Annotated in this window: 19 protein-coding genes; 14 read left to right on the forward strand and 5 right to left on the reverse strand. The window is 73.3% G+C overall.

What is annotated here, in order from left to right; all coding sequences use genetic code 11:
- Window positions 1–26 precede the first annotated feature (26 nt).
- The 7 genes from ACPFP2_RS00885 (at window position 27) to ACPFP2_RS00915 (ending at window position 8,021) form a co-directional block, all read left to right on the forward strand.
- Complete coding sequence (locus ACPFP2_RS00885; RefSeq protein WP_424085028.1) at window positions 27–983, forward strand: sugar phosphate isomerase/epimerase family protein; 957 nt, start codon at window positions 27–29, stop codon at window positions 981–983.
- Entirely contained in the window at window positions 977–2,302 is a 1,326-nt protein-coding gene (locus tag ACPFP2_RS00890) for a glycosyltransferase (protein ID WP_424085030.1), read from the forward strand. The genes ACPFP2_RS00885 and ACPFP2_RS00890 overlap by 7 nt, the downstream gene beginning before the upstream one ends.
- Window positions 2,299–3,054 (forward strand): SDR family NAD(P)-dependent oxidoreductase, encoded by a 756-nt coding sequence (locus tag ACPFP2_RS00895; RefSeq protein ID WP_424085032.1) that lies wholly within the window; start codon window positions 2,299–2,301, stop codon window positions 3,052–3,054. The genes ACPFP2_RS00890 and ACPFP2_RS00895 overlap by 4 nt, the downstream gene beginning before the upstream one ends.
- A 75-nt stretch (window positions 3,055–3,129) precedes the next feature.
- Window positions 3,130–4,068, forward strand: coding sequence for a mycothiol conjugate amidase Mca (gene mca / locus ACPFP2_RS00900; protein WP_424085673.1), 939 nt, complete (start codon window positions 3,130–3,132; stop codon window positions 4,066–4,068).
- 226 nt (window positions 4,069–4,294) lie between these two features.
- Complete coding sequence (locus ACPFP2_RS00905; RefSeq protein WP_424085034.1) at window positions 4,295–4,972, forward strand: DUF2238 domain-containing protein; 678 nt, start codon at window positions 4,295–4,297, stop codon at window positions 4,970–4,972.
- A gap of 299 nt (window positions 4,973–5,271) precedes the next feature.
- Window positions 5,272–6,600, forward strand: a complete 1,329-nt coding sequence (locus tag ACPFP2_RS00910) for a pectinesterase family protein (protein ID WP_424085036.1) — start codon at window positions 5,272–5,274, stop codon at window positions 6,598–6,600.
- Window positions 6,601–6,647: 47 nt separating this feature from the next.
- Window positions 6,648–8,021, forward strand: coding sequence for a cellulose binding domain-containing protein (locus ACPFP2_RS00915; protein WP_424085038.1), 1,374 nt, complete (start codon window positions 6,648–6,650; stop codon window positions 8,019–8,021).
- Window positions 8,022–8,176: 155 nt separating this feature from the next.
- Here ACPFP2_RS00915 and ACPFP2_RS00920 read toward each other — a convergent pair whose 3' ends face one another.
- From ACPFP2_RS00920 to ACPFP2_RS00940, 5 genes are all read right to left on the reverse strand, one after another.
- Window positions 8,177–9,541 carry a cation:proton antiporter gene (locus ACPFP2_RS00920; RefSeq protein ID WP_424085040.1) on the reverse strand — a complete coding sequence of 455 codons (1,365 nt, stop codon included), beginning with the start codon at window positions 9,539–9,541 and terminating at the stop codon, window positions 8,177–8,179.
- A 131-nt stretch (window positions 9,542–9,672) separates the two neighbouring features.
- Entirely contained in the window at window positions 9,673–10,146 is a 474-nt protein-coding gene (locus ACPFP2_RS00925; protein WP_424085042.1) for a winged helix-turn-helix transcriptional regulator, read from the reverse strand.
- Between the two features lie 104 nt (window positions 10,147–10,250).
- Window positions 10,251–11,696 carry an MFS transporter gene (locus ACPFP2_RS00930; protein WP_424085044.1) on the reverse strand — a complete coding sequence of 482 codons (1,446 nt, stop codon included), beginning with the start codon at window positions 11,694–11,696 and terminating at the stop codon, window positions 10,251–10,253.
- Window positions 11,697–12,543: 847 nt separating this feature from the next.
- Window positions 12,544–13,287, reverse strand: coding sequence for a helix-turn-helix domain-containing protein (locus ACPFP2_RS00935; protein ID WP_424085046.1), 744 nt, complete (start codon window positions 13,285–13,287; stop codon window positions 12,544–12,546).
- A 468-nt stretch (window positions 13,288–13,755) separates the two neighbouring features.
- Window positions 13,756–14,562 (reverse strand): TIGR03084 family metal-binding protein, encoded by an 807-nt coding sequence (locus ACPFP2_RS00940; RefSeq protein WP_424085048.1) that lies wholly within the window; start codon window positions 14,560–14,562, stop codon window positions 13,756–13,758.
- 476 nt (window positions 14,563–15,038) lie between these two features.
- Between ACPFP2_RS00940 and ACPFP2_RS00945 the strand changes: the two genes are divergently transcribed.
- From ACPFP2_RS00945 to ACPFP2_RS00975, 7 genes are all read left to right on the forward strand, one after another.
- Window positions 15,039–15,989, forward strand: coding sequence for a DUF1702 family protein (locus ACPFP2_RS00945; protein ID WP_424085050.1), 951 nt, complete (start codon window positions 15,039–15,041; stop codon window positions 15,987–15,989).
- Between the two features lie 31 nt (window positions 15,990–16,020).
- The gene (locus tag ACPFP2_RS00950; protein ID WP_424085052.1) at window positions 16,021–17,544 is read left to right on the forward strand and encodes a polyketide synthase dehydratase domain-containing protein; all 1,524 of its coding nucleotides are present in this window, start codon (window positions 16,021–16,023) and stop codon (window positions 17,542–17,544) included.
- A gap of 396 nt (window positions 17,545–17,940) precedes the next feature.
- Window positions 17,941–18,513 carry a DUF5987 family protein gene (locus ACPFP2_RS00955; protein ID WP_424085054.1) on the forward strand — a complete coding sequence of 191 codons (573 nt, stop codon included), beginning with the start codon at window positions 17,941–17,943 and terminating at the stop codon, window positions 18,511–18,513.
- Window positions 18,510–20,165, forward strand: coding sequence for an FAD-dependent oxidoreductase (locus ACPFP2_RS00960; protein WP_424085056.1), 1,656 nt, complete (start codon window positions 18,510–18,512; stop codon window positions 20,163–20,165). Before ACPFP2_RS00955 ends, ACPFP2_RS00960 begins: the two co-directional genes overlap by 4 nt.
- Window positions 20,162–21,223 carry a carboxymuconolactone decarboxylase family protein gene (locus ACPFP2_RS00965; protein WP_424085058.1) on the forward strand — a complete coding sequence of 354 codons (1,062 nt, stop codon included), beginning with the start codon at window positions 20,162–20,164 and terminating at the stop codon, window positions 21,221–21,223. Before ACPFP2_RS00960 ends, ACPFP2_RS00965 begins: the two co-directional genes overlap by 4 nt.
- Before the next feature lie 70 nt (window positions 21,224–21,293).
- The gene (locus ACPFP2_RS00970; RefSeq protein WP_424085059.1) at window positions 21,294–22,289 is read left to right on the forward strand and encodes a DUF1702 family protein; all 996 of its coding nucleotides are present in this window, start codon (window positions 21,294–21,296) and stop codon (window positions 22,287–22,289) included.
- A 372-nt stretch (window positions 22,290–22,661) separates the two neighbouring features.
- On the forward strand, window positions 22,662–24,611 hold the full coding sequence (locus tag ACPFP2_RS00975) for a CRTAC1 family protein (protein ID WP_424085061.1): 1,950 nt from the start codon (window positions 22,662–22,664) through the stop codon (window positions 24,609–24,611).
- The last annotated feature ends 2 nt before the right edge of the window (window positions 24,612–24,613 follow it).

Consider the following 24,613-nt stretch of genomic DNA (forward strand, 5'->3'; position numbering starts at 1 on the left):
GACGGCCGGGAGGAGAGGAGGACATCATGCGGCTGGGCCTGTGTCTGGCGGCCTTCGGAGGCGGCGGGCTGAAGACGGCCCTCGACCACGTAGACGAGTTCGGGCCGGTCGTCCTCGACCTGCCCACCGACAGCTCCCTCGGGCTGGTGGACCCGCTGCGGTGCGCCGAGGACCCCGACTACCTCGACGAGGTCGCCGGGCTGCTGGCCGGCCGCGACGTCGGCTGCGTCAGCAACAGCCGCGACGCCCAGCTCCTGCTCGGCCCGCACGGCCCGCACACCGACCCGGTCCGTCCCGGCGACACCGCCGACAAGCGGCGGCACGCGACGACCTGCGCGACCGGCACCATCCGCCTGGCGCAGCGGCTGGGGGCGGACGCCGTCCGGCTGCTGCCCGGCTGCCCGGACTTCGCCCGCTGGCTGTCCTGGTGGGGCAGCGACGTCAGCTGGCGGGACAACATCGCCGAGTGTCGCGAGCACCTGGACCCGATCGTGCGGGCCGCCCGGGACGCCGGGGTGACGGTGCTGATCGAGCCGCATCCGAAGCAGATCGTCTACGACCGGGCCAGCGCCGACCTGCTCTTCGCCGAGAACCCGCAGTGGCACGACGTGCTGCGGCTCTGCGTCGACCCGGCCAACCTCGCCGCCTGCGGGCACGACCCGGTGCACGCGGTGCGGTCGTGGGGCGTCCGGATGGCCGCGGTCCACGCCAAGGACCTGCAACGGTGGCAGGGGTCGGCCGCCCCGCCCGGCGCCGGCTGGAGCCGGTACGGTCCGCAGCCGCCGATCCGGTTCCGCGCCCTGGGCCTCGGCGAGATGGACTGGCCCGGCATCGTCGCCGCGTTGCAGGACGAGGGCTTCGACGGCACCGTCTACATCGAGCACGAGGACGCGCTCCTGCCCCGGCAGCAGAGCATCCGGCTGAGCATGGACCTGCTGCGGCGCGTCGTCCCGGCCCGGCGGCCCGAGGGGCGGACGTGGTGAGGCCGACGTGGGTGACGCCACCGCCGCCGGGGCGGGGGCGGGTCCTGCACGTCAACGCGACGGCGACCGGCGGCGGCGTGGCCGAACTGCTGCACGGGCTCGTCCCCGCGCAGGCCGCGGCCGGCATCGCGACCGGCTGGGCGGTGATCGCCGGGGATCACGACTTCTTCCGTACCACCAAGAACCTGCACCACCTGCTGCACGGCACCGGCGACGCGGGCGCCCTCGACGCGCGGGCGGTGGCCCACTACCGGGCGGTCCTGGCGCCCCAGGCCCGGTGGCTCGCCGGGCAGGTCGGCCCGGGTGACCTGGTCGCCCTGCACGACCCGCAGACCCTCGGGCTCGCCCCGGCGCTCGCCGCCGCCGGCGCCCGGGTGATCTGGCACTGCCACATCGGCACGACCAGGTCGGGAGTCGACGGCCCGGCCCTGGTGTGGGACACCTTCGCCGCGGACCTCGCCGCCCTGGAGGGCGTCGTCACGACGCTGCCCGAGTTCGCCCCGCCGTCGGTGGCGGCCCACGTGGTCCCGCCCGCCGTCGACCCGGACGGGCCGAAGAACCGCCCCCTGTCACCGGACGCCGTCGAGGCCACGCTCGCCGCCACCGGTCTGGTCGGCGCGCACCCCGCCCCCGACGCCGTCGCCACCGTCGAGCAGGACCGTCCCCTCCCGCCCGGCGCCCGGGTCGTGGCCCAGGTGGCCCGGTGGGATCCGCTGAAGGACATGACCGGCGTGGTACGGCTCGTGCCCGACCTGCCGGACGACGTGCACCTGGTGCTGGCCGGCGTCGACCCCACCGAGATCCCCGACGATCCCGAGGGGCTGCGGGTGCTCGACGAGGTGCGGGCCGAGCGCGACGCGATGCGCGGGCCCGACCGCGACCGGGTGCACCTCCTGCTGACCTCACTGCGGGACGAGACCCGGGCCGCCCTCCTGATCAACGCCGTGCAGCGGCGCGCCGACGTGGTGGTGCACAAGAGCCTGGAGGAGGGCTTCGGCCTGGCGGTGACGGAGGCGATGGTCAAGCGGCGGGCGGTGGTCGCCGGTGACGTCGGCGGCATCCGCCGGCAGATCGACCACGGCCGGACGGGGCTGCTGGTGGATCCCACCGACCGCTCGGCGGTGCTCGCCGCGCTGCGGCACCTGCTGGCCGAGCCGCAGCTGCGCCGCCGTCTCGGCGCGGCCGCGGCCGACGTCGTCGCCGAGCGGTTCACGATGGCCCGGCTGGTGCGCGACTACCGGACGATCGTCGACCGGCGGACGTCCCGACCGGCCGGGACGCCGCTCGTCGCCACGCCGACCGCCGAGGAGGCGCGATGACCGCCCCGTCCACCGCCCTGGTCACCGCCGCGAGCGGCACGATCGGCGCCGCCGTGGTCGAACGGCTGCTCGGTCGGGGCGTGGTCGACCGGGTGATCGGCGTGGACCTCGCCGCGCCCCGTGCGCCGATGCCGCCCGGCGCGGAGTTCCGGCAGCACGACCTCGGCGACCCGCGGGCGGTCGCCACCCTGGCGGCAGAGCTGCCCGACCGGCTGTCGGTGCTGGTCAACGTGCTCGGCGGGGAACGTCGTCCGGCTCTGCGCCCGGTCACCGACGTCAACTGGCCGCCGGAGGAGGTGTGGGACGACATCCTGCGGCTCAACCTGTCGCTGGCGTACCGGTTGACCCGGGCGGTGCACGGCCGGCTGGTCGCCGGCGGGTGCGTGTGCAACGTCAGCTCCATCGCGGCGACCATGCCGTGGGCGGTGTCCCCGGCGTACGGCGCGGCCAAGGCCGCCCTCGAACACTGGACCACCTCGCTCGCGGTCGTGCTCGCCGACCAGGGGGTACGGGCCAACGGCGTCCGGCCGGGGTTCGTGTGGAGTCCGCAGTGGCGGGCCGTGGACCGCGCCGAGTTCGACCGGGTCGCCGAGGACCGGGTGCCGCTACGGCAACCGGCGGCCGACCGGGCGCAGCGGCCGGCCGACGTCGCGGACGCGGTGGCGTACCTCTGCTCGCCGGCGGCGGCCCACGTCACCGGCCAGTTCATCAACGTCGACGGCGGAGCGGCGCTCGTCCGAGCCGCCCGCTGAGACCGCCCACCCGCCGGCACACACCGACGGAGAGCAGGAAGGACGCCGATGTCGTCACCGTCGCCACTGCGGCTCATGGCCGTGCACGCCCACCCGGACGACGAGTCCAGCAAGGCCGCCGCGACCCTGGCCGGTTACGCCGCCCGGGGCGTGGACGTGCTCGTCGTGACGTGCACCGGCGGCGAGGCCGGGGACATCATCAATCCCGCGATGGACCGCCCCGAGGTCCGCCGGCGGCTGCCGGAGGTCCGGCGGGAGGAACTGGCCGCCGCGGTGCAGATCCTCGGCGTACGGCAGCAGGGGCTCGGCTTCGTCGACTCGGGCTGGCCCGAGGGTGATCCCGTGCCGCCGCTGCCGCCGGGGACCTTCGCCGCCCTGCCGTTGTCCGAGGCGGTCGGCCCGCTCGTGGCGGTGGTGCGGGACTTCCGTCCCCACGTCATGATCACCTACGACGAGCGGGGCGGCTACCCGCACCCGGACCACATCCGCTCGCACGAGATCTCCCGAGCCGCCTTCACCCTCGCCGCCGACGGTGCCGCCCACCCTTCGCTCGGGGCGCCCTGGCAGCCGCTGAAGCTCTACTACGTGCACGAGTGGTGCGGCGCGAAGATGCGGGTCCTGCACGACGCGCTGATCGCCGGGGGACTGCCGTCGCCGTACCACGACTGGCTGAAGGAGTGGACGCCGGAGCGCGACGTGACGCACCGGATCACCACCCGCGTGCCCTGCGCCGACTTCTTCGACCGGCGGGACGAGGCGCTGCGGGCGCACCGTACCCAGATCGACCCGGACAGCCACTGGTTCGCGGTGCCGCTCGCCCTGCAGCGGGAACTCTGGCCGACCGAGGACTTCGAACTCGCGTCCTCGGTCGTCCCGACGTCCCTGCCCGAGGACGACCTGTTCGCCGGCATCGACGCCGCGGACGGCTCCGCCACGGCGACGAACGGCGACTCCACCACCTCGCGTCCCGCGCCGAGCCCGAGACCCGCGCCGGCGGCACCGCAGCGCCGGTGACCGGTCGGCCGCGTCCGTCGGCCGGCGTCCACCGTCACCGTCACGGCCGCGGCGGGTCCCGCCCGGCCCCGGCCCGTCCTGGTACGGGGCCAACCGGCGGTGGCCGCCGGCCGCCGGGCTCGTCGCCCTCGCCCGTTCTCATGGTCGTCACGAGTGGCGTGCGTTGATATCGTCGGCGTCCCGTCGGCGGATGGCCCGCCCGTCACCCCACGAACAGGCGGTCCCGGTGACCCGAGTACGCCCTGTCCTGCCGCAGGCACTGCTGGGCCTGGTCGTCGTCGCGCTGGTCGTGTCCGGCATCCGGCCGTACGACCGGCTCACCTGGCTCCTGGAGACGGTCTGGGTGATCGTCGGGATCCCGCTCGTGCTGCTCACCTGGCGTCGCTTCCCGCTGACCACGCTGTTGTGCTGCCTGCTGGCGGTCCACGCCCTGATCCTCGTCGTCGGCGGGCACCACACCTACGCGCGTACCCCGATCGGCGACTGGGCGCGCGACGTGCTCGACCTGTCCCGCAACCCGTACGACCGGCTCGGCCACTTCGCGCAGGGGTTCGTGCCGGCAATCCTGGTCCGCGAGATCCTGGTCCGGCGCTCCCCGTTGCGGGCCAGCCGATGGCTGGGCCCACTCGTGGTCTGCGCCTGCCTGGCCTTCAGCGCCTTCTTCGAGCTGATCGAATGGTGGGCGGCGGTGGCCGCGGGATCGGCCGCCGACGACTTCCTCGCCACCCAGGGCGACGTCTGGGACACCCAGTGGGACATGTTCCTGGCGCTGCTCGGCGCGATCACGTCGTTGGTGCTGCTCAGCCGGTGGCACGACCGTCAGCTGCCCCCGCCCGCCCCCGCGACGCCGCGCCGGGTGGGCGGCGAGCTGGTCGCCGAAGGTCCGGGCGGCCGCAAGCGCTGAGCGCAGCCCCGCCGCTGCCCGGCACTCGCCATCCGGGGTCCGTCGCCCGCGTCGGGCGCGGCGCTGCCGCTCGTGTGGCGTGAAGTTTCCGGCTGATTTCCGTAATCCACCCGTCGGTGACCCGTCTGCTCCTGTGACGGGCTGCGTGACCCGCCCCGTCGTGCCGCTGACGCCTCACCACCGCGTCAGCCACCGGGTCGACGCCGCGACCGCCGCCGGGCCCGCGTCGTCGGCCGTGCCACCACGCATCAGGACCCAGGGGAGAGCCACACGTGAACCACCGACCAGGACGACGACGGGTGGCAGCGGTCATCGCCGCCGCCGTCGTCACCCTCGGCACCACCGTCGCGGGCGTCGCGACGGCCGTCTCGGCCCAGGCCGCCGCCGGTTGCCAGGTGACGTACGAGGTCACCGGCCAGTGGACCGGCGGCTTCACCGCCAACGTGAAGATCAGGAACCTCGGTGACGCCGTCAACGGATGGCGCCTCGGCTGGACGTTCCCGGCCGGGCAGAGCATCACCCAGGCCTGGGGCTTCACGGCCAGTCCCACCAGCGGCAGCGTCGTCGCCACCAACGTGGACTACAACGCCGCCATCGCCACCAACGCCACCATCGAGGTCGGCTTCAACGGCAGCTGGACCGGCAGCAACCCGAGCCCGAGCACCTTCACGCTCAACGGCACCACCTGCACCGGCACGACAGCCCCCACCACCACACCACCGCCCACCACGCCCCCGCCGGCGAGCAGGCCGACGGTCGCGGCCGACGGCACCGGCACCTACCGCACGGTCCAGGACGCCATCGACGCCGTCCCGGCGAACAACACCCAGCGGGTCGTCATCACCATCAAGCCCGGCACCTACCGGCAGGTCGTCCGGGTGCCGGCGAACAAGCCCCACCTCACCCTCCAGGGCCTGGGCTCGTCGCCGTCGAACGTCGTGCTCGTCTACCACAACTCCGCGGGCACCCACGGGACGTCCGGCAGCGCGAGCATGTTCGTCGACGGCGCCAACTTCGTCGCCGAGAACCTCACGATCTCCAACGACTTCGACGAGAGCTCGACGACCAGCGGCCACCAGGCGGTCGCGTTGCACCTCAACGCCGATCGGGCGGTGCTGCGCAACGTCCGGCTCCTCGGCGACCAGGACACCTTCCTGGTCAACGACCGGACGCGGGCGTACGTGAAGAACTCCTACGTGGAGGGCACCGTCGACTTCATCTTCGGCGGCGGCACGATCGTCTTCGACACCAGTTCGATCTACGAGAAGCGGTCGTCGGGTGGACCGATCACCGCCGCGAGCACGGACGCCGCGAAGACCTACGGCTTCCTGTTCTACCGGTCGACGATCACCGGAGCGGCGAACAACGTGACCACGCTCGGCCGGCCGTGGCGGCAGGGCGCCCAGGTCCTGTACCGCGAGTCGACCCTCAGCGCCACGATCAGGAACTCGCAGCCCTGGACCGACATGAGCGGCAACACCTGGCAGAACGCCCGTTTCCTCGAGTACCGGAACACCGGTGCCGGCGCGACGGTCAACGGCAACCGTCCGCAGCTCAGCGACGCGCAGGCGGCCAACTACACCCCGCAGCGGTACCTGGCCGGCGCCGACGGCTGGAACCCGATGTGAACACCCCCACCCACCACACCCCCAGCACCACGTACCCCGGAGATGTCATGACTGTGAGAAAAGCGCGCGGGCCGTGGCGGTCCGCGCTCGTCCTGGCCACGACCACCGTGCTGGCCGCCGCCGGCGTGGCCACGGCGGTGACCGCGCAGGCCGCCGCCGGGTGCCGGGTCGACTACCGGGTCAGCAGCGAGTGGAGCGGCGGCTTCAACGCCGACGTCACCGTCACCAACCTGGGCGACGCGATCAACGGCTGGAAGCTGACCTGGACGTTCACCGGTGGTCAGCAGGTGACCCAGGCCTGGAACGCGTCCATCCCGAGCGGCACGTCGAACATCACCGCGACGAACGTCAGCTACAACGCGGCCGTCGCGTCGGGCGGGAGTGTCAGCTTCGGGTTCACCGGCTCGACGAGCGGCGCCAACCCCTCGCCGACGACCTTCGCACTCAACGGCACGACCTGCACCGGCGCCCCCGCGCCCACCACGGGCACGCCGACCACCGCTCCGCCGACCACTCCACCGCCGAGCGGGCCGTACTCGAACGCGCCGGACGGGTTCGCCGGGGCCGCCGGAACCACCGGCGGGGCGGGCGGCGCCACCGTCACCGTCACCAACCAGGCCGACCTGGAGAGGTACGTCAGCGCCAGCGCCCCGTACGTGATCCGGGTCGACGCGGCGATCACCGTCAGCCCGTACGGCAAGGAGATCCCGGTCAGGTCCAACAAGACGATCGTCGGGGTCGGCACGAATGGCCAGATCGTCAACGGTGGGTTCTTCCTGGGCGCCGGCACCAGCAACGTCATCATCCGGAACCTGACCATCCGGGACACCCGGGTGGCCTCGGACGACCCGGACGACAAGGACTTCGACTACGACGGTATCCAGATGGACACCGCCAACCGGGTCTGGATCGACCACAACAGGATCGTCCGGATGAACGACGGTCTCATCGACAGTCGCAAGGACACCACGAACCTGACCGTGTCGTGGAACGTCATCGCCGAGGGCAACAAGGCGTTCGGGATCGGCTGGACGGAGAACGTCACGGCCCGGATGACCATCCACCACAACTGGATCCACCACACCGGCCCGCGCAACCCCAGCACGGACAACGTCGCCTACGCCCACCTGTACAACAACTACCTGAAGAGCATCACGGGCTACGGCAACTACGCGCGCGGCCACACCAAGATGGTGCTGGAGAACAGCTACTTCGAGGGCGTCAAGGACCCGTACTACAAGGACACCACCGCCGAACTGCGCCAGTCCGGCAGCATCGTGGTCAACTCCACCGGCAAGCAGCAGACCGGCGGGTCCGCGTTCAACCCGTCCAGCTTCTACTCCTACCGGCTCGACCCCGCGTCCCAGGTGCCGAGCCTGGTGCGCACCTACGCCGGGCCGCAGTCCAGCATCGGACTCTGAGTCCTTCGTGCCGGCGGCGCGGTCCGCCCCTTGGTCGAGGGTGGGCCGCGCCGCGCCGGCGACGCCGGTCGCCGGGCGGGCCGGGCCCGGACCCGGCCCGCCCGGTCGGCGACGGCGCAGTCCCGGTGGTCGGGTCAGGGCCTTCCGATCGGGCCTCAGGCGCTCTCGGTACGGGCGGCCGCGGCCGGTGGCGCGCTGCCGACGGGGTGCCGGCCCCGCCAGGTGTCGTGCTCGATCAGGCGCAGCCGTTCCTCCTCGCCCTCGGCCATCCGGCCGGTGGCGAGGCGCATCAGGGGTGGTGTCATCAGTGAGGTGACGATGGCGACCAGGACGACGACGGTGTACATCGCCGTGTTCAGCACGCCGAGGCGTAGCCCGGTGAGCGCGACGATCACCTGGATGACACCACGGGCGTTCATGCCCGCGCCGAGGGCCAGCGCCTCCCACCGGTCGAGCCGGCCGAGCCACGCGCCGAGGAAGGCCCCGGCGAACTTGCCGACGACCGCCACCGCCAGCACGGCCAGGCCGGTCAGCGCCACGGCCGGCTCCGCCAGCGCGGTGAGGTCCATCCGGAGGCCGGCCGTGGCGAGGAAGAGCGGGGCGAGCACCGACAGCACGATCGCCCGCAGCGGCGCGAGGAGCACCTGGGCCGACCGGGTGGCGGCGATGAGGACTCCGGCGACCAGCGCGCCGAAGAGCGCCTCCATGCCCAGTGAGTGGGTGATCACCGCGCCGACCAGCACGATGATGACGGCCCCGGCCACCGCCGGGCCGGGCTCGCCGGAGCGGGCGGCACGTTCCATCACGCGGCGCACCACGACCCGTCCCACCGTCGCGGCGAACGCCACGAACCCGAGCAGGTACCCGACGGCGAGGCCGACCGTGCCGGTGGTGAGCCCGACGGTCGCGGCGGTGGCGACCAGGGAGAGCAGCAGCCACCCGACCACGTCGTCGATGGCGCTGGCGGCGAGGGTGAGCTGGCCGATGTCGCGGTGCAGCAGGCGCATGTCCGACAGGGTCTTGGCGATGACCGGCACGGCCGAGACGCAGATCGCCACCCCGACGAGGAGCGCGAACGTCCACCGCTGCGCGTCGGGTGTCGCCGACACCGAGGCCGGGATCAGCAGGCCCAGTCCGATGCCGAGGGCGAGCGGGATCAGCAGGCCGCACGCGCTGACCGCGGTCGCTGCCCGGCGGTAGCGGCGTAGCACCGTCAGGTCGACGTGGGTCCCGGTCACGCCGACGAGCAGCAGGAGGCCGAGCTGGGCGACCGCGTCCAGCAGGTGCATCTGCCCCGGGTCGTCGGGCAGCAGCCACCCGGTGATCCCCGGGGCGAGGTGTCCGAGCAGCGACGGGCCGAGGACGACGCCGGTGAGCAGTTCGCCGACCACGGCGGGCATGCCGAGGCGTTCGGCGAGCGCGCCGAGCAGGCGCGCGAGGAGCAGCAGGACCGCCACGGCGGTGAGGAAGACCAGGAGTTGGTGGTGGGCCAACGGTGCCGCGGAGGCGGACAGGACCACGGGGACGACCTCCTTGCCGGATGCGTCCCCTTATTCTCCGGTCTGGCCCCGTCGCGGGCGTCTCCCGTGTTGCCCTGTCTCGCCGGATCCGGTCCATGGTGGACACCGGATCGCATGGCCGGCGGGGGCGGTCAGGAGCCGGTCGGCAGGGCTGCGGCGAGAGCGGCCGGAGAATCACCGTCCATCGTGGCCGTCGGTGCGGCCGCGGATCCGGACGGGGTGGTGGGCCGGGTGGCCACCTCGTCGGCCGGCACCGGTCCGCCGCACGACGGGCAGACCACCACCAGATCGACGGGATGGTCGCAGGTCGCGTGGACGGTGACCCGTTCCGGCTGGCCGTCACCGGCGAAGTGCTTGTCTCCCCACTGCATCAGCGCGGTCAGCACCGGCGCCAGCTCCCGGCCGCGCGCGGTGAGCCGGTACTCGTGCCGCAGCGGGCGGTACTTGTAGGGGACCCGTTCGAAGATGCCCGCCTCGACCAGGGTGTTGAGCCGTTGGGCGAGGACGTTGCGGGCCAGTCCGAGGTTGCTGAGGAACGCGTCGAAGCGACAGTCGCCGACCATCGCGTTGCGGATGATGAGCAGTGTCCAGCGCTCACCGACCACCTCGAGAGCGCGTGCGATCGAGCAATCCTGTCCGTACCCGCGTCGAGACATTGAGTCATAGTAGTGGCCGTTCGGCCGACCCGACCCCGTAGAAATTGCGCACATCACATGTCCAACCGTCCGATCGGCAGGCGGGCGCCGCCGCGCAGCAGCAGCAGCGCCGCCAGCAGGCCGACGACGGCGAGGCCGGCGGCGACCGTGAACGCCGTCTGCAGGCCGGCGGCCACCTGCGCGGGCGCCGCCGGTGAACCGGGCGTCGCCTGGTGCGCGACGAGGGCGGCCGACACGGTGGCGAGCCCGATGGCCCCACCCATGCTGAACGAGGCGTCGGTGAGACCCGAGGTGGCCGGTGAGTCGGCGTCGGTGGCCCCGAGGGTGACGGCGATCTGCGCGGCCACGAAGGCGGCGCCCGCGCCGACCCCGATGACGGGCAGCACGCTGAGGATGTTCCCGGTGGCCAGCGGGCCGCGCACCATGGCCAGCGCCAGCAGGCCGGCGCCGGCCAGGGCCATGCCGGCCATGGCGACCATCCGCAGCCCGTGCCGCAGCGCCACCGCCTGACCGGCGTACGAGCCGATCACCGACGGCAGGGTCAGCGTGACCATCAGCGCGCCGAAGCCGGTGGCGGACAACCCCAGCGACTCCTGGCCGTACAGGGTGATCAACAGCAGCACACCGTCGACGACCGTGCCGGCGGTGAACAGCACGACGAGACCCGCCAGTCGGGTGCGGGAGCGCAGCAGCCCGAGGCGTACCAGGGGTCGGGCGGCCCGTGACTCGACGATCAGGAAGAGCAGGAGCAGCACGACCGCGCCGGCCAGGCGCAGCAGAGCGTTGGGGGCCGAGGCGTCCGCGGCGAACGCCCCGACGATCGTCCAGCCGAACAGGGCCAGGGCGCCGATCAGGCTCGCCGCGCCCGCCACGTCCAGCGGGCGGCCGGAGCGGGCGCACGGGTCGGCGGGCAGGACCGGCGCGAGCAGCGCGGCGGCGATCCCCACCGGGACGTTGACGAGGAAGACCCAGCGCCACCCGGGGCCGTCGGTGAGCAGCCCGCCCAGCAGGAGCCCGGCGGTGCCGCCGAAGGCGCCGATCACCGTCCACAGGCCGAGCGCGCGGGAGCGGGCCGGACCGTTGCCGAGGGCCAGCGCGAGCAGCGGCAGCGCGGTCGTCGCGACCAGCGCCGCGCCGGTGCCCTGGAGGGCGCGGGCCACGATCAGCACCCCGCCCGACCAGGCCACGGCCGACAGCAGCGAGGCGGCGGTCACCACCGCCAGGCCGGTGGTGAACAACCGGCGGCGGCCGAACAGGTCGGTCAGCCGGGTGCTGAGCAGCAGCACGCCCCCGAAACTGATCAGGAAGGCCGACATGAGCCACTGCACGGTCGCCGTGGAGAGCGTCAGCCCACGCTGGATGCTCGGGATGGCGACGTAGACGATGGTGCTGTCCACCGCCACCATCAGGAACGAGGCGCCGAGCGCGCCGAGGGCCAGCCGTTGGCGTCTGCCGAGCTGCGCCGCTGACGGTGACGGTCCGCTGAAGTTGTCCACCATCCCAGCCCCTTGGTTCCCGGTGATGCGGGAGCTAGCCGCATCGGCACGCGTCAGGCGTGCCGCGGGCTGTCACCGGCCCGCGGCGGCCACGGGTACGACGGACGGACCCGAGGTACGACGACCGGGTTGTGTCTGGGTGCGCCGCCCTGGCTGCCGCTCAGGCGGCGCCGCCCACAACCACTCGGTGCGGATTTGAAACTCACGTTGGGCAATGAAGATAGCAGCAGAGAGTCGCCAGCACGACCCTCCACACCCGAGTTGCGCGGCAGCGCCGCACATCCTGACAAGAGCAGGCCGCAGGGGTGGACGCCGGGTTGCCCGGCGTGCAGTCTCCACCACGCTCGGCGGGCCCGCGCGGTCACATCGAGCGGCTGCGGCGGCCTCGCGGAACGTCAGCGCCTCCGGAGCGGACAGTGGCGGGTCGCGCGGCCCGGTTGCGTCGGCGCGGTGGACGTTGCCCCGCCGGACTGCGCCGGGGGCGGGGTGTCCGGTTCGCGACGACCGTCGGCCGGTGGCGGGCCCGCGCGGCAGGCCCGGGACGCCGGGTCCGTCGGGAGGGGCGACCGTCCGGGTACGGCCGAAGGCGCCGGGAGGGCGACTGTCCGGGTACGGCCGAAGGCGCCGGGAGCAGGTGGTGACGCCGGGCCGCGACGCCGGCGGGCCGACCGTGACGGCTCACGCCGTGACGGCCGGCCCGGGTGGCTGCCGGCGGTGGCGCGGGCACCCGATCGGTCACGTGGTCGCGGTCGGCCCCCGCGCTCCGACCCCGTCGGGTCCGCCAGCGTGCCCGGGGACCCGGTCGACGGAGCGCGGTGGGGCGGTCAGGGCGGGGCGGGTCGGTGTGGAGTCAGTGGACGGGGAGGGCCAGCAGGATCGGCGGGTCGAGCGGGGTCATCCGCCGCAGGTGGAGGTCGGCCTCGATCGAGCCCGGCCGCCGGCAGATGGTCAGCGGCCCGTGCGCGCCGATCAGGGCGTCCTGGTCCTCGGGGTTGGCGCGCCAGTAGCTCTGCTTGTCGCGGGTCCTGGAGTAGGCGAGGACGTACCACTGCCCCGGCGGCGGGCTCTCCAACCGGTAGGCTCCGGGGCGTTCGAGGACGGTGCAGCGGACCGGACGCCCGAGCGGCACCGGGTCGCGGAAGAGTCCGACGAAGACCATCCGGTCGCCGGAGCGGTCGGAATCGGGCGCGTGCACGGTGCCCTGGATCGCCGGGACCGGCGGCTGGGGGACCGACCGGTGGTCGATGGGAACCTGCGGTGTCACCCCGCCCAGCCTGCGGAAGGTGCTCGGCGAGACGCCGACGCTGCTGCTGAACCGCGAGCTGAACGTGCCCACGCTGGCGTACCCGACCTCATGGGTGATCTCGGTGACGCTCAACGACGTGGACAGCAGCAGCTGTTTGGCGCGGTGCAACCGCATGACCATGAGGAAGCGTCCCGGAGAGATGCCGGTGGTCCGCTGGAAGATCCGGGTGAAGTGGAACTTGCTGAACATGGCGGTCTTCGCCATGCCGTCCACGGTGTGCTGTTCCGCTAGGTCCTCCCGGATGGCCTCGATGACCCGACCGACGGCTCTCTGGATACTGTCTTCCATCGCATCCCCCAATCCGATGGCTGGTGCGCGTGTGACGCAGGGTCTCGTGTCGGTGCCTCGACACGGTCAGATGTGGCGCGTGGCGATACGCCGGTCCCGCTCGCCTCCGGGCTCGTTAACCCGGAGGCAATTGCGTGTTAAGAAGCTGCAGGGATTGACGTAGAGCAATTACGTGGCGACGGTGTGTTTATGTTAGCCCTCACGTGCCTCCACAATCAACATGCATATTTACGCAGGTCGACATAGGGTTTCGTGTGGAGACTGGTCAGGGGTGGCGAAAATGGACGCTTGCCTCGTATGCGGTGACATTAGTATCTGTTGCCGGGCAATCTCTGGCTGTTCCATCCGGTTTGTCGGGTGTCCGCCGGCCGGAACGTCGGACAAGGGGCGATCCGGCGTCCCGGCCGGTGGACGGAACTGCGCCGGACAGATATCCGACCCGGTCCGGAGTGGAATCCGGTTGACGCGCTACTGCTTCCCGGCCCGGGTGAACTGGCCCGGGGCGCGACCCGACCCGGCCGGACCCCGGTACGCCTGGGCGATGTCCAGCCAGTGGTCGGCCTCGCTGCCGACCGCTCGCAGGGCCAGGTCGTCGCGGTGCCGGCGTCGGGTGACGAGCAGGCAGAAGTCCTCGGCCGGGCCGGTGATCCGCTGCGCGGCGTCCTCCGGACCGAAGGTCCACAGCGCGCCGGAGGGTGCGGTGATCTCGAAGCGGAACTCGACGTCCGGCGGGGTCAGTCCGCGCGCCAGGTACCCGAAGTCCCAGGTCCGGACGGCGAATCCGACCAGGTGGCCGAGGCGGTCGGTGGGGGTCCGGCGCACTCCCAGGGCGTCCGCGACGTCCTGGCCGTGCCCGAAGACCTCCATCATCCCGGCCGCCGCGAGCACCGGCGCCGGCAGTGCGCGCACCAGCCACGGCACCGGCTGGCCGGGCGGCACGGCGGCGAGCGCCTTCTCGGCCGTGGCCCGCTCGGCGCGCCAGCGGGACAGCAGGACCGGGGGCGGCTCGACGACGAAATCCGCCATGGCCGCCGCCACGTTGGCGTCGAAGTCGTCGCTGAGCCGGGAGACCACCTCCTGGAACGTGGCCGGCTGCGCGGCGGCCAACCCGGCGAGCCGGAAGGTCGCGGCGAGGTGGGCGATCTGGTGCCGGATCGTCCAGCCGGGCGCCGGGGTGGCCGTGTCCCACTGGTCCGCGTCCAGCTGTGCCACCAGGGCGTCGAGAGCCTCGCTCTCCGCGGTGAGATCGGCGATCACGTCGGGTGCCTGGGTCACGTCGGTACCCTCTTCCTGATAGGTCGTGACGGGCGGGGTGCCTGTTCGGCGCGCCGGCCCCGCGCGGTGTACCGACTCAATGTCGCGCACATATACCGATTGACGAACTTCGTCGTCCGATATCGGATTCGGAATGCTGTGACGGCGTTCCCGGCGATGCCGGAAAATTGCCTGACATGCGTCGGCACGCCCTGCGGGACGTGATCTACGTCGAATAGACTTTCCGAGTGTGCCCCAGTTGACGACCGCATTCCTTCTCTGTTCGTGCCGTCACTCGACCGGCTCTTGAGCAGCAATTACGACCGGCTCCCGTCGCTCTCACCAGCACAAACTCGTGATTTGCGGTGATCGGGGGATCACGCAGAGCAACCAGGAAGTAGGCGACCGCCGCGCGTCGGCCATAGCCTCGGCCCATCCGGATGCACCGGACGAGGACACGGACGCCGCCGGCGTCCGTCATCCGTGGGGAGAGCCCGATGGCAGGCCTGTGGCGCACACTCCGCGCGCAGCTCATGACGCCGGACACCGTCGAGACGACGATGAGCCGGCGCGGATTCCACGTCAAGGACGAGCCCACCCGGCGTCGGCTCGAGTCCGTCGGCGCCAGCTTCCTCACCGGCTTCCGGGCCGCGGTCGAGGCCCGCGAGGACACCGACATCGACCGCCTGGACCTGATCGAGCGGCAGTTCCGTGGCTTCGCCTACGAGGGCGCGGCCATGGGCTACGCCATCCTGGACGGGGTCGCCCCCGGTGGCGGGCGGACCGCCCGCTTCCTGACCGGCGCGGGCGCGCCGCACATCTACATGGCCTACGTCGGGATCGGCTGGGCGTACGCCAAGCTGCCCCGGTGGCGCTGGCGGGCCGTCCCGGCGCCGGACCCGCTGCTGCGCTGGCTGGTGCTCGACGGCCTCGGCTTCCATCGTGCCTACTTCGAGACCGACCGGTACGTGCGCCGCCAGGAGGTCGAGCCGGTCACCTGGCCCCCGGACGTGCCCGGCGACTACGCCCGGCACGCCGTCGACCAGGGCATCGGACGGGCCAGCTGGTTCGTCGCCGGGGCCGACCCCGACGTGGCGGCCGAGCTGATCGGCCGGTTCGACGAGTCCCGCCACGGCGACCTGTGGAGCGGCATGGGGCTGGCCGCCACCTACGCCGGCGGCGCCGACTCCGACGACCTCAAGAAGCTGTACGTCCACGCCGGCCGGTACCGGCCGCAACTGGCCCAGGGCTCGGCGTTCGCCGCCCAGGCGCGGCTGCTCGCCGGCCTGGCCACCGAGCACACGCCCCTGGCCACCGGCATCTTCTGCGGCTGCACCCCGCAGGAGGCGGCGGGGATCACCGAGCGGGAGCGGGACACCCTCCCGCCGGACGGGACCGAGCCGGCGTACGAGATCTGGCGTCGACGGATCCAGGCGCACTTCGCCTGACGGACGACCCGGCCGGGGAAAGGTGGGCACGGTGGAGCGGATCACGACGGCGTACCGCACGGCGGCGCTCGCCGCGCGCTTCACCACCTCGGTGCTCGTCCACGAGCCGGGCCGGCTGCTGGTGACGGGGACGACCCTGGGACCGGGGGAGGACCCGTACCTCGACGACCCGGGGGACGGCGGTGCGCCGGTGCTCCCCGTCGCGTGCGCCCTGGAGGCGCTCGCGCAGGCGTGGGCCGCGCTCACCGGCCACCTCGGACCGCCGGTGATCGAGGCGGTCGAGTTCGGCGCGCCGCTCGTGGTGCCCCGCGACCGCGCCGTCGAGCTGCGACTGACCGCGGTGGCCGGGTCGGAGGCGAGCACGGCCGAGGTGACGTTGCGCAGCGCGTACCCCGGAGGTCAGGTCGACCACGTCCGCGCCCGGCTGCGCCACCGCGGCGCCGGCGGGGTGCCGGACCGGGTGCCGGTCGTGCGGTACCCGGCGGCCACCGTGCCCGTCCCGGCGGCGCTGCCGGTGCCCCCCGCGCGGCCCGTCGAGCCGCCACCGATGTCGATCGACCCGGCCCGCGAGGTGTACGACGGGCTGGTCCGGCGTGGCCGGCGGCTGCGCCGCCTGCTGCGCTACCGCGAGATCACCGCGTCGGGCTGCGTGGCCGAACTGGCCGGGGCCGGCGCGACGTGGTGGTTCGCGGCGGCCCCGCCGGAAGCGCTGGTGCTCGGTGACCCCGGCCTGCGCGACGCCTTCCTGCACGCCCTGCAGCCCTGGGCCCCCGACGCGGTGCTGCAACCGCTCGGCGTGGACCGGATCTGGCTGGCCGGCGCCGGCCCGTACGAGCAGGTGACGCTGCACGCCCTGCGCCGGGACCAGGACCGTGACGTGCACCGGTTCGACCTGGAGGCGTTGGCCGGGGGACGGGTCGTCGAGCGGTGGACCGGCCTGCGGTTGCGGCTGCGGCCGGGCGGTCGGCCGCCCGGTCCGTGGCCGGCGCAGGTGCTCGGGCCCTACCTGCACCGCAGGCTCACCGAACTGGTCGGCTTCGACGCCGCCACCGTGCTCGAGCCGGGACTGCGCCGCGAGCGGCGTCGGCAGCACACCGCCCTGGCCGTGTCCCGGCTGCTCGGCGCCGGCACGACGGTGCGCTACCGCCCCGACGGGCGGCCCGAGGTCGGCGGCGGCTGGTGGGTGTCGGCCGCGCACGGCGCGACGAACACCCTCGCGGTGGCCGCGCGCACGCCGGTGGGCTGCGACCTCGAACCCGTCGCCCGGCGCGAGCGCGCCGAGTGGCGCCAGCTGCTCGGCGGGCACCTCGCCCTGGCCGACCTGATCGCCGCCGAGACCGGCGAGCCGTTGTCCACGGCGGCGACCCGGGTGTGGTCGGCGCTGGAGTCGCTGCACAAGGTCGGCGTCACGGCGGTCACCCCGCTCACGTACGACCGGGGGACCCCGGACCGGTGGGTGCTGCTCACCGCCGGCGGCTGGCGGGTCGCCACCTGCGTGGTGGGGCTGCGCGGCGGACCGGACGAACTGGTCGTGGCGGTGGCGTCGGAGGTCTGAGCCACCGTCGGCGGCGCCCCGGCGGCCGTCGCCGCCGGGGGAGGCGTCCGTGCCGGCCGAGGTGGGGGTCGTCGCCGGGAACTCCGCGGCTGTGCCGTCGCGCCGCCCGTCCGGCTCCCGGCCCGGACTCCGGCGATCGTGCGGCCCCCGCACATCCCTGGTCCCTGCCGTGCCCGTGTCCACCTGGCGGTCGCCCCGCGCCCGGAACCTCGTCCATTGTGGACACAGAAAGCAAAACGCGAGATGTGCCGGCGGCGGCCTCCGTACACCATTGGGGTACGCCATGACGGATGAATGTCGCGGGCTGCGGTGAGCCACTTTCGCAGCGACCTGAATTGCAGGCGTCCGCTGGCGCGTCACGCGTTTCCTGTCCATTCGCAATGATCGTCGGAGGTGATGCCCGTGCCCACGGAAATGGAAGTCGACCAGGCGCGGACGATGGCGCTGGAGGCGTATGCCGACACGATTCTGCCCGGCGAGAAGCGGTGGCCGGGCGACCGCGCCGTGGCCGGGGTGTCGCAGGGCGGCGGGGCCGTCGCCTCCGGCGCGCTGGAGGTGCTCCGCTCCGCCGAGGGGGGCATGGCCCCGGCGCTGGACGCGCTGGCCGACGGGCTCAACGAGCACGCCCGGGGGTACGCCGCCGAGGCCGGGATCGAGCTGGATCCCGAGGTCCCGCCGTTCGTCTCGCTCGACTACCCGCACCGGGTGCTGCTCGTGCAGCGACTGACCGACCGCGGGCACCCCGAGCGGGAGGCGTGGATCAGCCTCGCCATGTTCAGCACCATCGCCTTCGACGCCGGATCGCACACCAGCACGGTGGAGGCGCTCGCCGCCGGCCACGCGGGGCTGAACACCATCGGCTTCCGCCCGCCGGACGCCGACGGGCTGTGGCGCTTCGGCACCTACAGCTACGGCCGCCAACTGGCCCGGCCGCACCCCGACACCACCCCCTCCGGGAGCCCCGCATGACGAGTTCCGAGAGCACCGACGTCCTGGTGATCGGTAGCGGCTTCGGCGGCGCGATCACGGCGTACCACCTCGCGGCCGGCGGCGCGCGCGTGGTCGTGCTGGAGCGCGGGCCGTGGCTGTCCGGCGAGGACTTCCAGCACGACTTCAAGTTCGGCTCGTCGTCGACCCGGATCTTCGACTTCGTCATCGGTGACGGGATGAGCGTGCTCAGCGGCAACTGCGTGGGCGGCGGCAGCGTCGTCTACTTCGCCGCGATGCCCCGCGCGCCCCGGTTCGTCTTCGACCGGCAGGGACGCTTCGGCCACCGGATGTGGCCGGCCGCGATCTCCCGCGACTCCCTCGAACCCTGGTACGACCGGGTCGCCGAGGCGCTGCCGGTGACCCAGACGACCTGGGACACCGTGCCGTTCTCCGGCGGGCTGTTCGGCGCGGCCTGCGACCACGCCGGACGGACCGCGAACGCGGTGCCGGTGGCGCTCGACCAGGAGAAGTGCACCAACTGCAACTGGATGATGTCCGGCTGCCGCTTCGACGCCAAGCGGTCGCTGCTGCTGAACTACCTGCCGGCCGCGCTGGCGCACGGCGCGCAGATCCGCCCGCTGCACGAGGTGCAGCACCTGTCGCGCACCGACGACGGCGGCTACCGGGTGCACTACACCGTCCTCGACGACGTCGACTACCGGGTCGAGGTGGGCAGCGGCACGATCGACGCCAAGATCGTCGTACTCGCCGCCGGGGCCGGGGCCACGCCGGTCATCCTCCAGCGCTCGGAGCCGACCCTCGGCACCATGCCGCACGCCGTCGGCCGGTACTTCTCCGGCAACGGCGAACGGCTCAACACCGCCATCTTCGACGAGGAGCGTATCCGCGACGTGCTCGGTCTGAGCCGGCCGGACGGGGTGCCGTACGAGGCGTACCAGATCGGCAAGGGCCCCTGCGTGGCCACCTGGGACAAGCTCGACGGGTCCCTGCCCGAGTACGAGCGGTACTCCCTGGAGCAGCTCTACTTCCCGCCGGGCTTCGGCACCATCCTGGCCCAGGTGCCGGACGCCCTCGGGCCGACCTGGTTCGGCGCCGAGAAGAAGGAGCTGCTGCGCAAGTGGCAGTCCTGGCTGACGGTCTTCACCATGAGCGAGGACGACAACGAGGGCGTGTTCGGGGCCCCGCCGCCCAGCGGCAACGCGATGCGGCTGTCCCAGCAGATGCTGGCCCGGGGCTCGCTGCGCTACGAGCCGACCGAGAACACGTTGCGCGGCTGGGCGCTCTCCGACGCCGAGGTGCGCGACATCCTCGAACGCGACGGGCTCTCCCGGGTGATGCCGTGGACCAACGACGTGGTGGGCGCGTACACCGTGCACCCGCTGGCGTCCTGCCGGATCGGCGACGACCCGGCGACCTCGGCGCTCGACGACCGGCACGAGCTGCGCGACCATCCGGGCATCTTCGTCACCGACGGCTCGGCGGTGCCGGCCGGGCTGACCGTGAACCCGGCGATGACGATCGCCGCGCTCGCCGAGCGGGCGGTGCCGGGCATCGTCGAGGCCGCGCGGGCGCGCGGGGTGGACGTGCGGTACGGCGCGCCCGCGCCGGACGGGGCCACCAGCAGCCGCGACGCCGTGCTGCCGCTGGTGAGCGGCGCGCTGCGGCGGTGACCGGTCTGTACGCCAGGGTGGCCCGCCGCCCCTCCCGGGGGCACGTGCGTCGGGTCACCCCGGTGCCGGTCGAACGGGCCGAGGGCCTGGTCGCCTCGGTCTACGCGCAGGTGGAGCGGGACTTCGGCATGCTCGCCCCACCGGTCAGCCTGCACTCACCCGCGCCGGACGTGCTGGCCGCGTGCTGGGTCGTGCTGCGCGAGACGCTGGTCGCCGCCGGGCGGGTGGACCGGGCCACCCGCGAGGCGGTGGCCGCCGCCGTGTCGTCGGCCAACACCTGCCCGTACTGCGTGGAGGTCCACTCGGCGACGATGGCCGGCCTGGTCCGGTCGGGCGCCGACGCGGCGCTCGACGCCCGGCGGGCCCGGGTGGCCGACTGGGCCCGGGCCGGCACGGACCGGGCGGCGGCCCGGCACGCCGTGCCTCCGGTCGCCGCCGACGAGGCCGTCGAACTGCTCGGCGTGGCGCTGGTCTTCCACTACCTCAACCGGATGGTGAACGTCTTCCTCGACCCCTCGCCCATCCCGGCCGGCGTGCCCGAGTCGGTGCGCGGCGGCGTACGCCGGGTCTTCGGCCGGCTGATGGCCCGGGGGGCGCGACGCGAGCGGCCCGCCGGCGTCGCGCTGGACCTGCTGCCGCCCGCGCCGCCCGCGCCGGACCTGGGCTGGGCCGCCGGCCACCCGGTGCTGGCCGACGCGCTCGCCCGCGGCGGCGCGGCCGTCGACGCCGCCGGGCGCCGCTCGGTGCCGGAGTCGGTGCGCGAGCTGGTCGCCGCCCGGCTCGACGGCTGGGACGGCCGGCCGACGGGGCTCAGCCGGGCCTGGGTCGGCGACGCGGTGCGCGAACTGCCCGCCGCCGACCGCCCCGCCGGGCGGCTCGCCCTGCTCACCGCGTTCGCGGCCTACCAGGTCGACGACGAGGTGGTGCACGGCGTGCGCGCCGGCGGGGCCGACGACCGGGCCCTGGTCGAGTTGACGGCCTGGGCCAGCATGGCGGCAGCCCGCCGGGCGGTGGCCTGGGTCCCGCTCGACCCGGTCCCACCGGCTGCCCCGTCGTGACCCCGCGCCCGCCACCGGCACCCCGCCGGTGGCGGGCGAGCGTCCTGTCCGACTCCATCCGGGAGGAACCATGTCCACCGTTCTGGGCTCGTTGCGCCGTCTCGCGCTGGCCCCCGCGCTGAGCGAGGTCGGCTTCGTCCGCCGGGGTTTCCCCGGGCCTCCGTCGGCCGCCACCGCGCGGCTGGAGGCCATTCCCCGGGCCGTCGTGTGCGGCTTCGAGTGGGGGATCGACGCCCGGGACCTCACCGAGGTGCAACACCGGGTCGAGCTGGTCGACGAGGGCATGCGCGGGTTCGCGTACGAGGGCGTGACGATGGCCTTCACCGTGCTGGACGCGATGGGCGGCGGCCGGCGGCGACGCACCCGCGAGCTGCTGACCGGACCGGGCGCCCCGCACCTCTTCCTGGCCTACATCGGCATCGGCTTCGCCATGGCCCGGCTGCCCCGGCCGCTGTGGCGCAAGGTGGTGCCCGAGCTGGAGCCGGGGCCGTTCCACCCGACGATGACCTGGCTGGCCGTCGACGGCTACGGCTTCGACCTCGCCTACTTCGACGTGCGCAAGTGGGTCGACGAGCAGCGGGTGCCCGCGCCGTACGCCTGGCAGGGGCGGCCGGACTACTTCGGCCGGGCGGTGGACCAGGGCATCGGTCGGGCCCTGTGGTTCATCCACGGCGCCCGGGTCGCCGACGTGGACGCCGCCGTGCGCCGATTCGCCCCGGAACGCCGGGCGGACCTGTACAGCGGGGTCGGGCTGGCCGCCACCTTCGCCGGCGGGTGCGGTGAGGCCGACCTCGCGACGCTGCGCCGCTGGGCCGGCCCGTACGCGCCGGAGTTGGCGCTGGGCAGCGTGTTCGCGGTGCGGGCACGGGTGCACGCGGGTTTCGTGCCCCCGCACTCGGCGGTGGCCGCCGCCGCGCTCGCCGAGCTGTCCGTGCCGGCGGCCGTCGCCCTGGCCGACGACACCGCGCCGGGCGCCGACGACGGCGGGCCGAGGCCACCCTACGAGACGTGGCGGACCAACATCCGTCAGCATTTCGACAGGACAGCGCACGTTGCGACAGATTAATCCGCCGCCATTACCGTGGCCTGGCCAGTCTTTTTCGAAAACCCTGTCCCGGTGATCGGGAATCATATTTATATGTGTCATCAATTCGATGTACGACAATGCTCAGCAATTTTCGAGTAGCCCGGGTTTCTGGCGTCCTGTGAGGATCTGCTGACACGTCCCCCCGAATGGCGGGCGACACCACCGGTCCCCGTCCGGGCCCTCCGGCGCCGGACCCGGTCGCGTGTCGACCGCCTCCGGTCGGGGGCGGGCCACCGGCGACGCGTACGGCGCCGGCGGCCCGTGACCCGACCGGCCCGGGCCGGTACGCCACCGCGACGCGCGGTGGAGTCACCACCGACGAGTCCGTCACCAACGGGAGGTCTTGAGTTCATGTCAGCGACGTTTGGCTTGCTGCGCCGGCAGCTAGCCGGGATCATCGGCCTCGCACTCGTGGTCGGAATGTTCTTCGCCGTCCGGTTGCCCAGCGCATCCGCCGAGGAGCGGTCGGGGCTGGCGTCCCGGTACGCGTTCGAGCCCATGGGCATCGCACTGCCCTCCGGAGCCGTCCAGCAGTCCATCCGCAAGGTGAACAAGGCCTACACCAACATCGACGCCTGGATCTCCTCCGTGGGTGCCGGCATCGCCATGAACGACCTGGACGCCGACGGCCTGGCCAACGACCTCTGCGTGACCGATCCCCGCACGGACCAGACGATCGTCACGCCGACGCCGGGCAAGGGCGAGCAGCGGTACCAGCCGTTCGCGCTCGATGCCGCGCCGCTGCCGATCAGCCGGATCACCGCCCCGATGGGCTGCGCGCCGGGTGACTTCAACGAGGACGGCCGGATGGACCTGCTGGTCTACTACTGGGGCCGCACGCCGATCCTCTTCCTCGCCCGCGGCGGCGCGCTCGCCCTCGGCAACGCCGCCTTCCGTCCGGTCGAGCTGGTGCCCGGCGTCGGCGCCGACGAGTACAACGGCCCACTGTGGAACACCAACGCCGTGGCGATCGACGACTTCGACGGCGACGGCCACGTCGACATCTACGTCGGGAACTACTTCCCGCACAGCCCGGTCCTCGACGACACCGTCGACGGCGGGGTGGAGATGAACGACTCGATGTCCAACGGCATCAACGGCGGTGAGGACTACATCTTCCGGTGGACCGGCGGCACCCCGGGCGCCGAGCCGGCCGCCACCTTCCAGCGGGTCGACAACGTGATCCCCCGCGCTGTCTCCAAGGGCTGGGCCCTCGGCGCCTCCGCCGCCGACATCGACGGCGACCTGCTGCCCGAGCTGTACCTGGCCCACGACTTCGGCCCCGACCGGTTGCTCTACAACCGCTCCACCCCGGGCAACATCGAGTTCGTCCTGGTCGACGGGGTGCGCAGCGCGACGGTCCCGAAGTCGAAGGTGCTCGGCAAGGACTCGTTCAAGGGGATGGGCGCCGACTTCGGCGACATCGACGGCGACGGCCTGTACGACCTGTTCGTCAGCAACATCACCACGCCGTTCGGCATCCACGAGAGCAACTACGCCTTCATCAACACCGCCAAGAACCACGCCGAGGTGAAGACGAAGTTCAGCGGCGGTGACGCGCCGTTCTACGACCGCAGCGCCGACCTCGGCCTGGCCTGGTCCGGTTGGGGCTGGGACGTCAAGATGGCCGACTTCGACAACGGCGGCCGGCTCGCCATCGCCCAGGCCACCGGCTTCGTCCGGGGCGAGGTCAACCGCTGGCCCCAGCTGCAGGAGCTGGCCACCGCCAACGACACCGTGGTGCACAACCCGGACTGGTGGCCGAACGTGCGCGCCGGCGACGACGTCGGCGGCAGCCAGCGGCTGCACTTCTTCGTGCGGGGCGAGGACGGCCGGTACGTCAACATCGCCCCCGAACTCGGCCTGGACATCCCCGTACCGACCCGGGGGCTGGCCACCGGCGACGCCGACGGTGACGGCCGGCTCGACCTCGCGGTGGCCCGGCAGTGGGCGGAGCCGATCTTCTACCACAACACCAGCCCCAAGGCGGGCGCCTTCCTCGGCCTGCGCCTGACCCACCAGTCCGCCGACCCGGCCGGCCGCGGCTCACCCGCCGTCGGCGCCCAGGTCACCGTCACCACCCCGGACGGCCGCAAGCTCGTCTCCAAGGTCGACGGCGGCGGCGGGCACTCCGGCAAGCGCAGCAACGAGGTGCACATCGGACTCGGCGCCGACGTGACCGGCCCGGTGCAGGTCAGCCTCTGCTGGCGCGACCGCACCGGACAGATCCGCAAGCAGGACCTTCAGCTGACCCCGGGCTGGCACGACGTGCAGCTCGGCTCGCAGGCCAACGAGAGGTAACG

It is taken from the genome of Micromonospora citrea (assembly GCF_049629545.1).
Taxonomy (GTDB): Bacteria; Actinomycetota; Actinomycetes; order Mycobacteriales; family Micromonosporaceae; genus Micromonospora; species Micromonospora citrea_A.

Bases quoted from the DNA above. Each gene is read 5' to 3' on its own strand.
- ACPFP2_RS00930 (WP_424085044.1), bottom strand. From the start codon at position 11,696: ATGGTGGACAACTTCAGCGGACCGTCACCGTCAGCGGCGCAGCTCGGC.
- ACPFP2_RS00975 (WP_424085061.1), top strand. From the start codon at position 22,662: ATGTCAGCGACGTTTGGCTTGCTGCGCCGGCAGCTAGCCGGGATCATC.
- ACPFP2_RS00915 (WP_424085038.1), top strand. From the start codon at position 6,648: ATGACTGTGAGAAAAGCGCGCGGGCCGTGGCGGTCCGCGCTCGTCCTG.
- ACPFP2_RS00885 (WP_424085028.1), top strand. From the start codon at position 27: ATGCGGCTGGGCCTGTGTCTGGCGGCCTTCGGAGGCGGCGGGCTGAAG.
- ACPFP2_RS00895 (WP_424085032.1), top strand. From the start codon at position 2,299: ATGACCGCCCCGTCCACCGCCCTGGTCACCGCCGCGAGCGGCACGATC.
- mca (WP_424085673.1), top strand. From the start codon at position 3,130: ATGGCCGTGCACGCCCACCCGGACGACGAGTCCAGCAAGGCCGCCGCG.
- ACPFP2_RS00955 (WP_424085054.1), top strand. From the start codon at position 17,941: ATGCCCGTGCCCACGGAAATGGAAGTCGACCAGGCGCGGACGATGGCG.
- ACPFP2_RS00945 (WP_424085050.1), top strand. From the start codon at position 15,039: ATGGCAGGCCTGTGGCGCACACTCCGCGCGCAGCTCATGACGCCGGAC.
- ACPFP2_RS00935 (WP_424085046.1), bottom strand. From the start codon at position 13,287: ATGGAAGACAGTATCCAGAGAGCCGTCGGTCGGGTCATCGAGGCCATC.
- ACPFP2_RS00960 (WP_424085056.1), top strand. From the start codon at position 18,510: ATGACGAGTTCCGAGAGCACCGACGTCCTGGTGATCGGTAGCGGCTTC.
- ACPFP2_RS00970 (WP_424085059.1), top strand. From the start codon at position 21,294: ATGTCCACCGTTCTGGGCTCGTTGCGCCGTCTCGCGCTGGCCCCCGCG.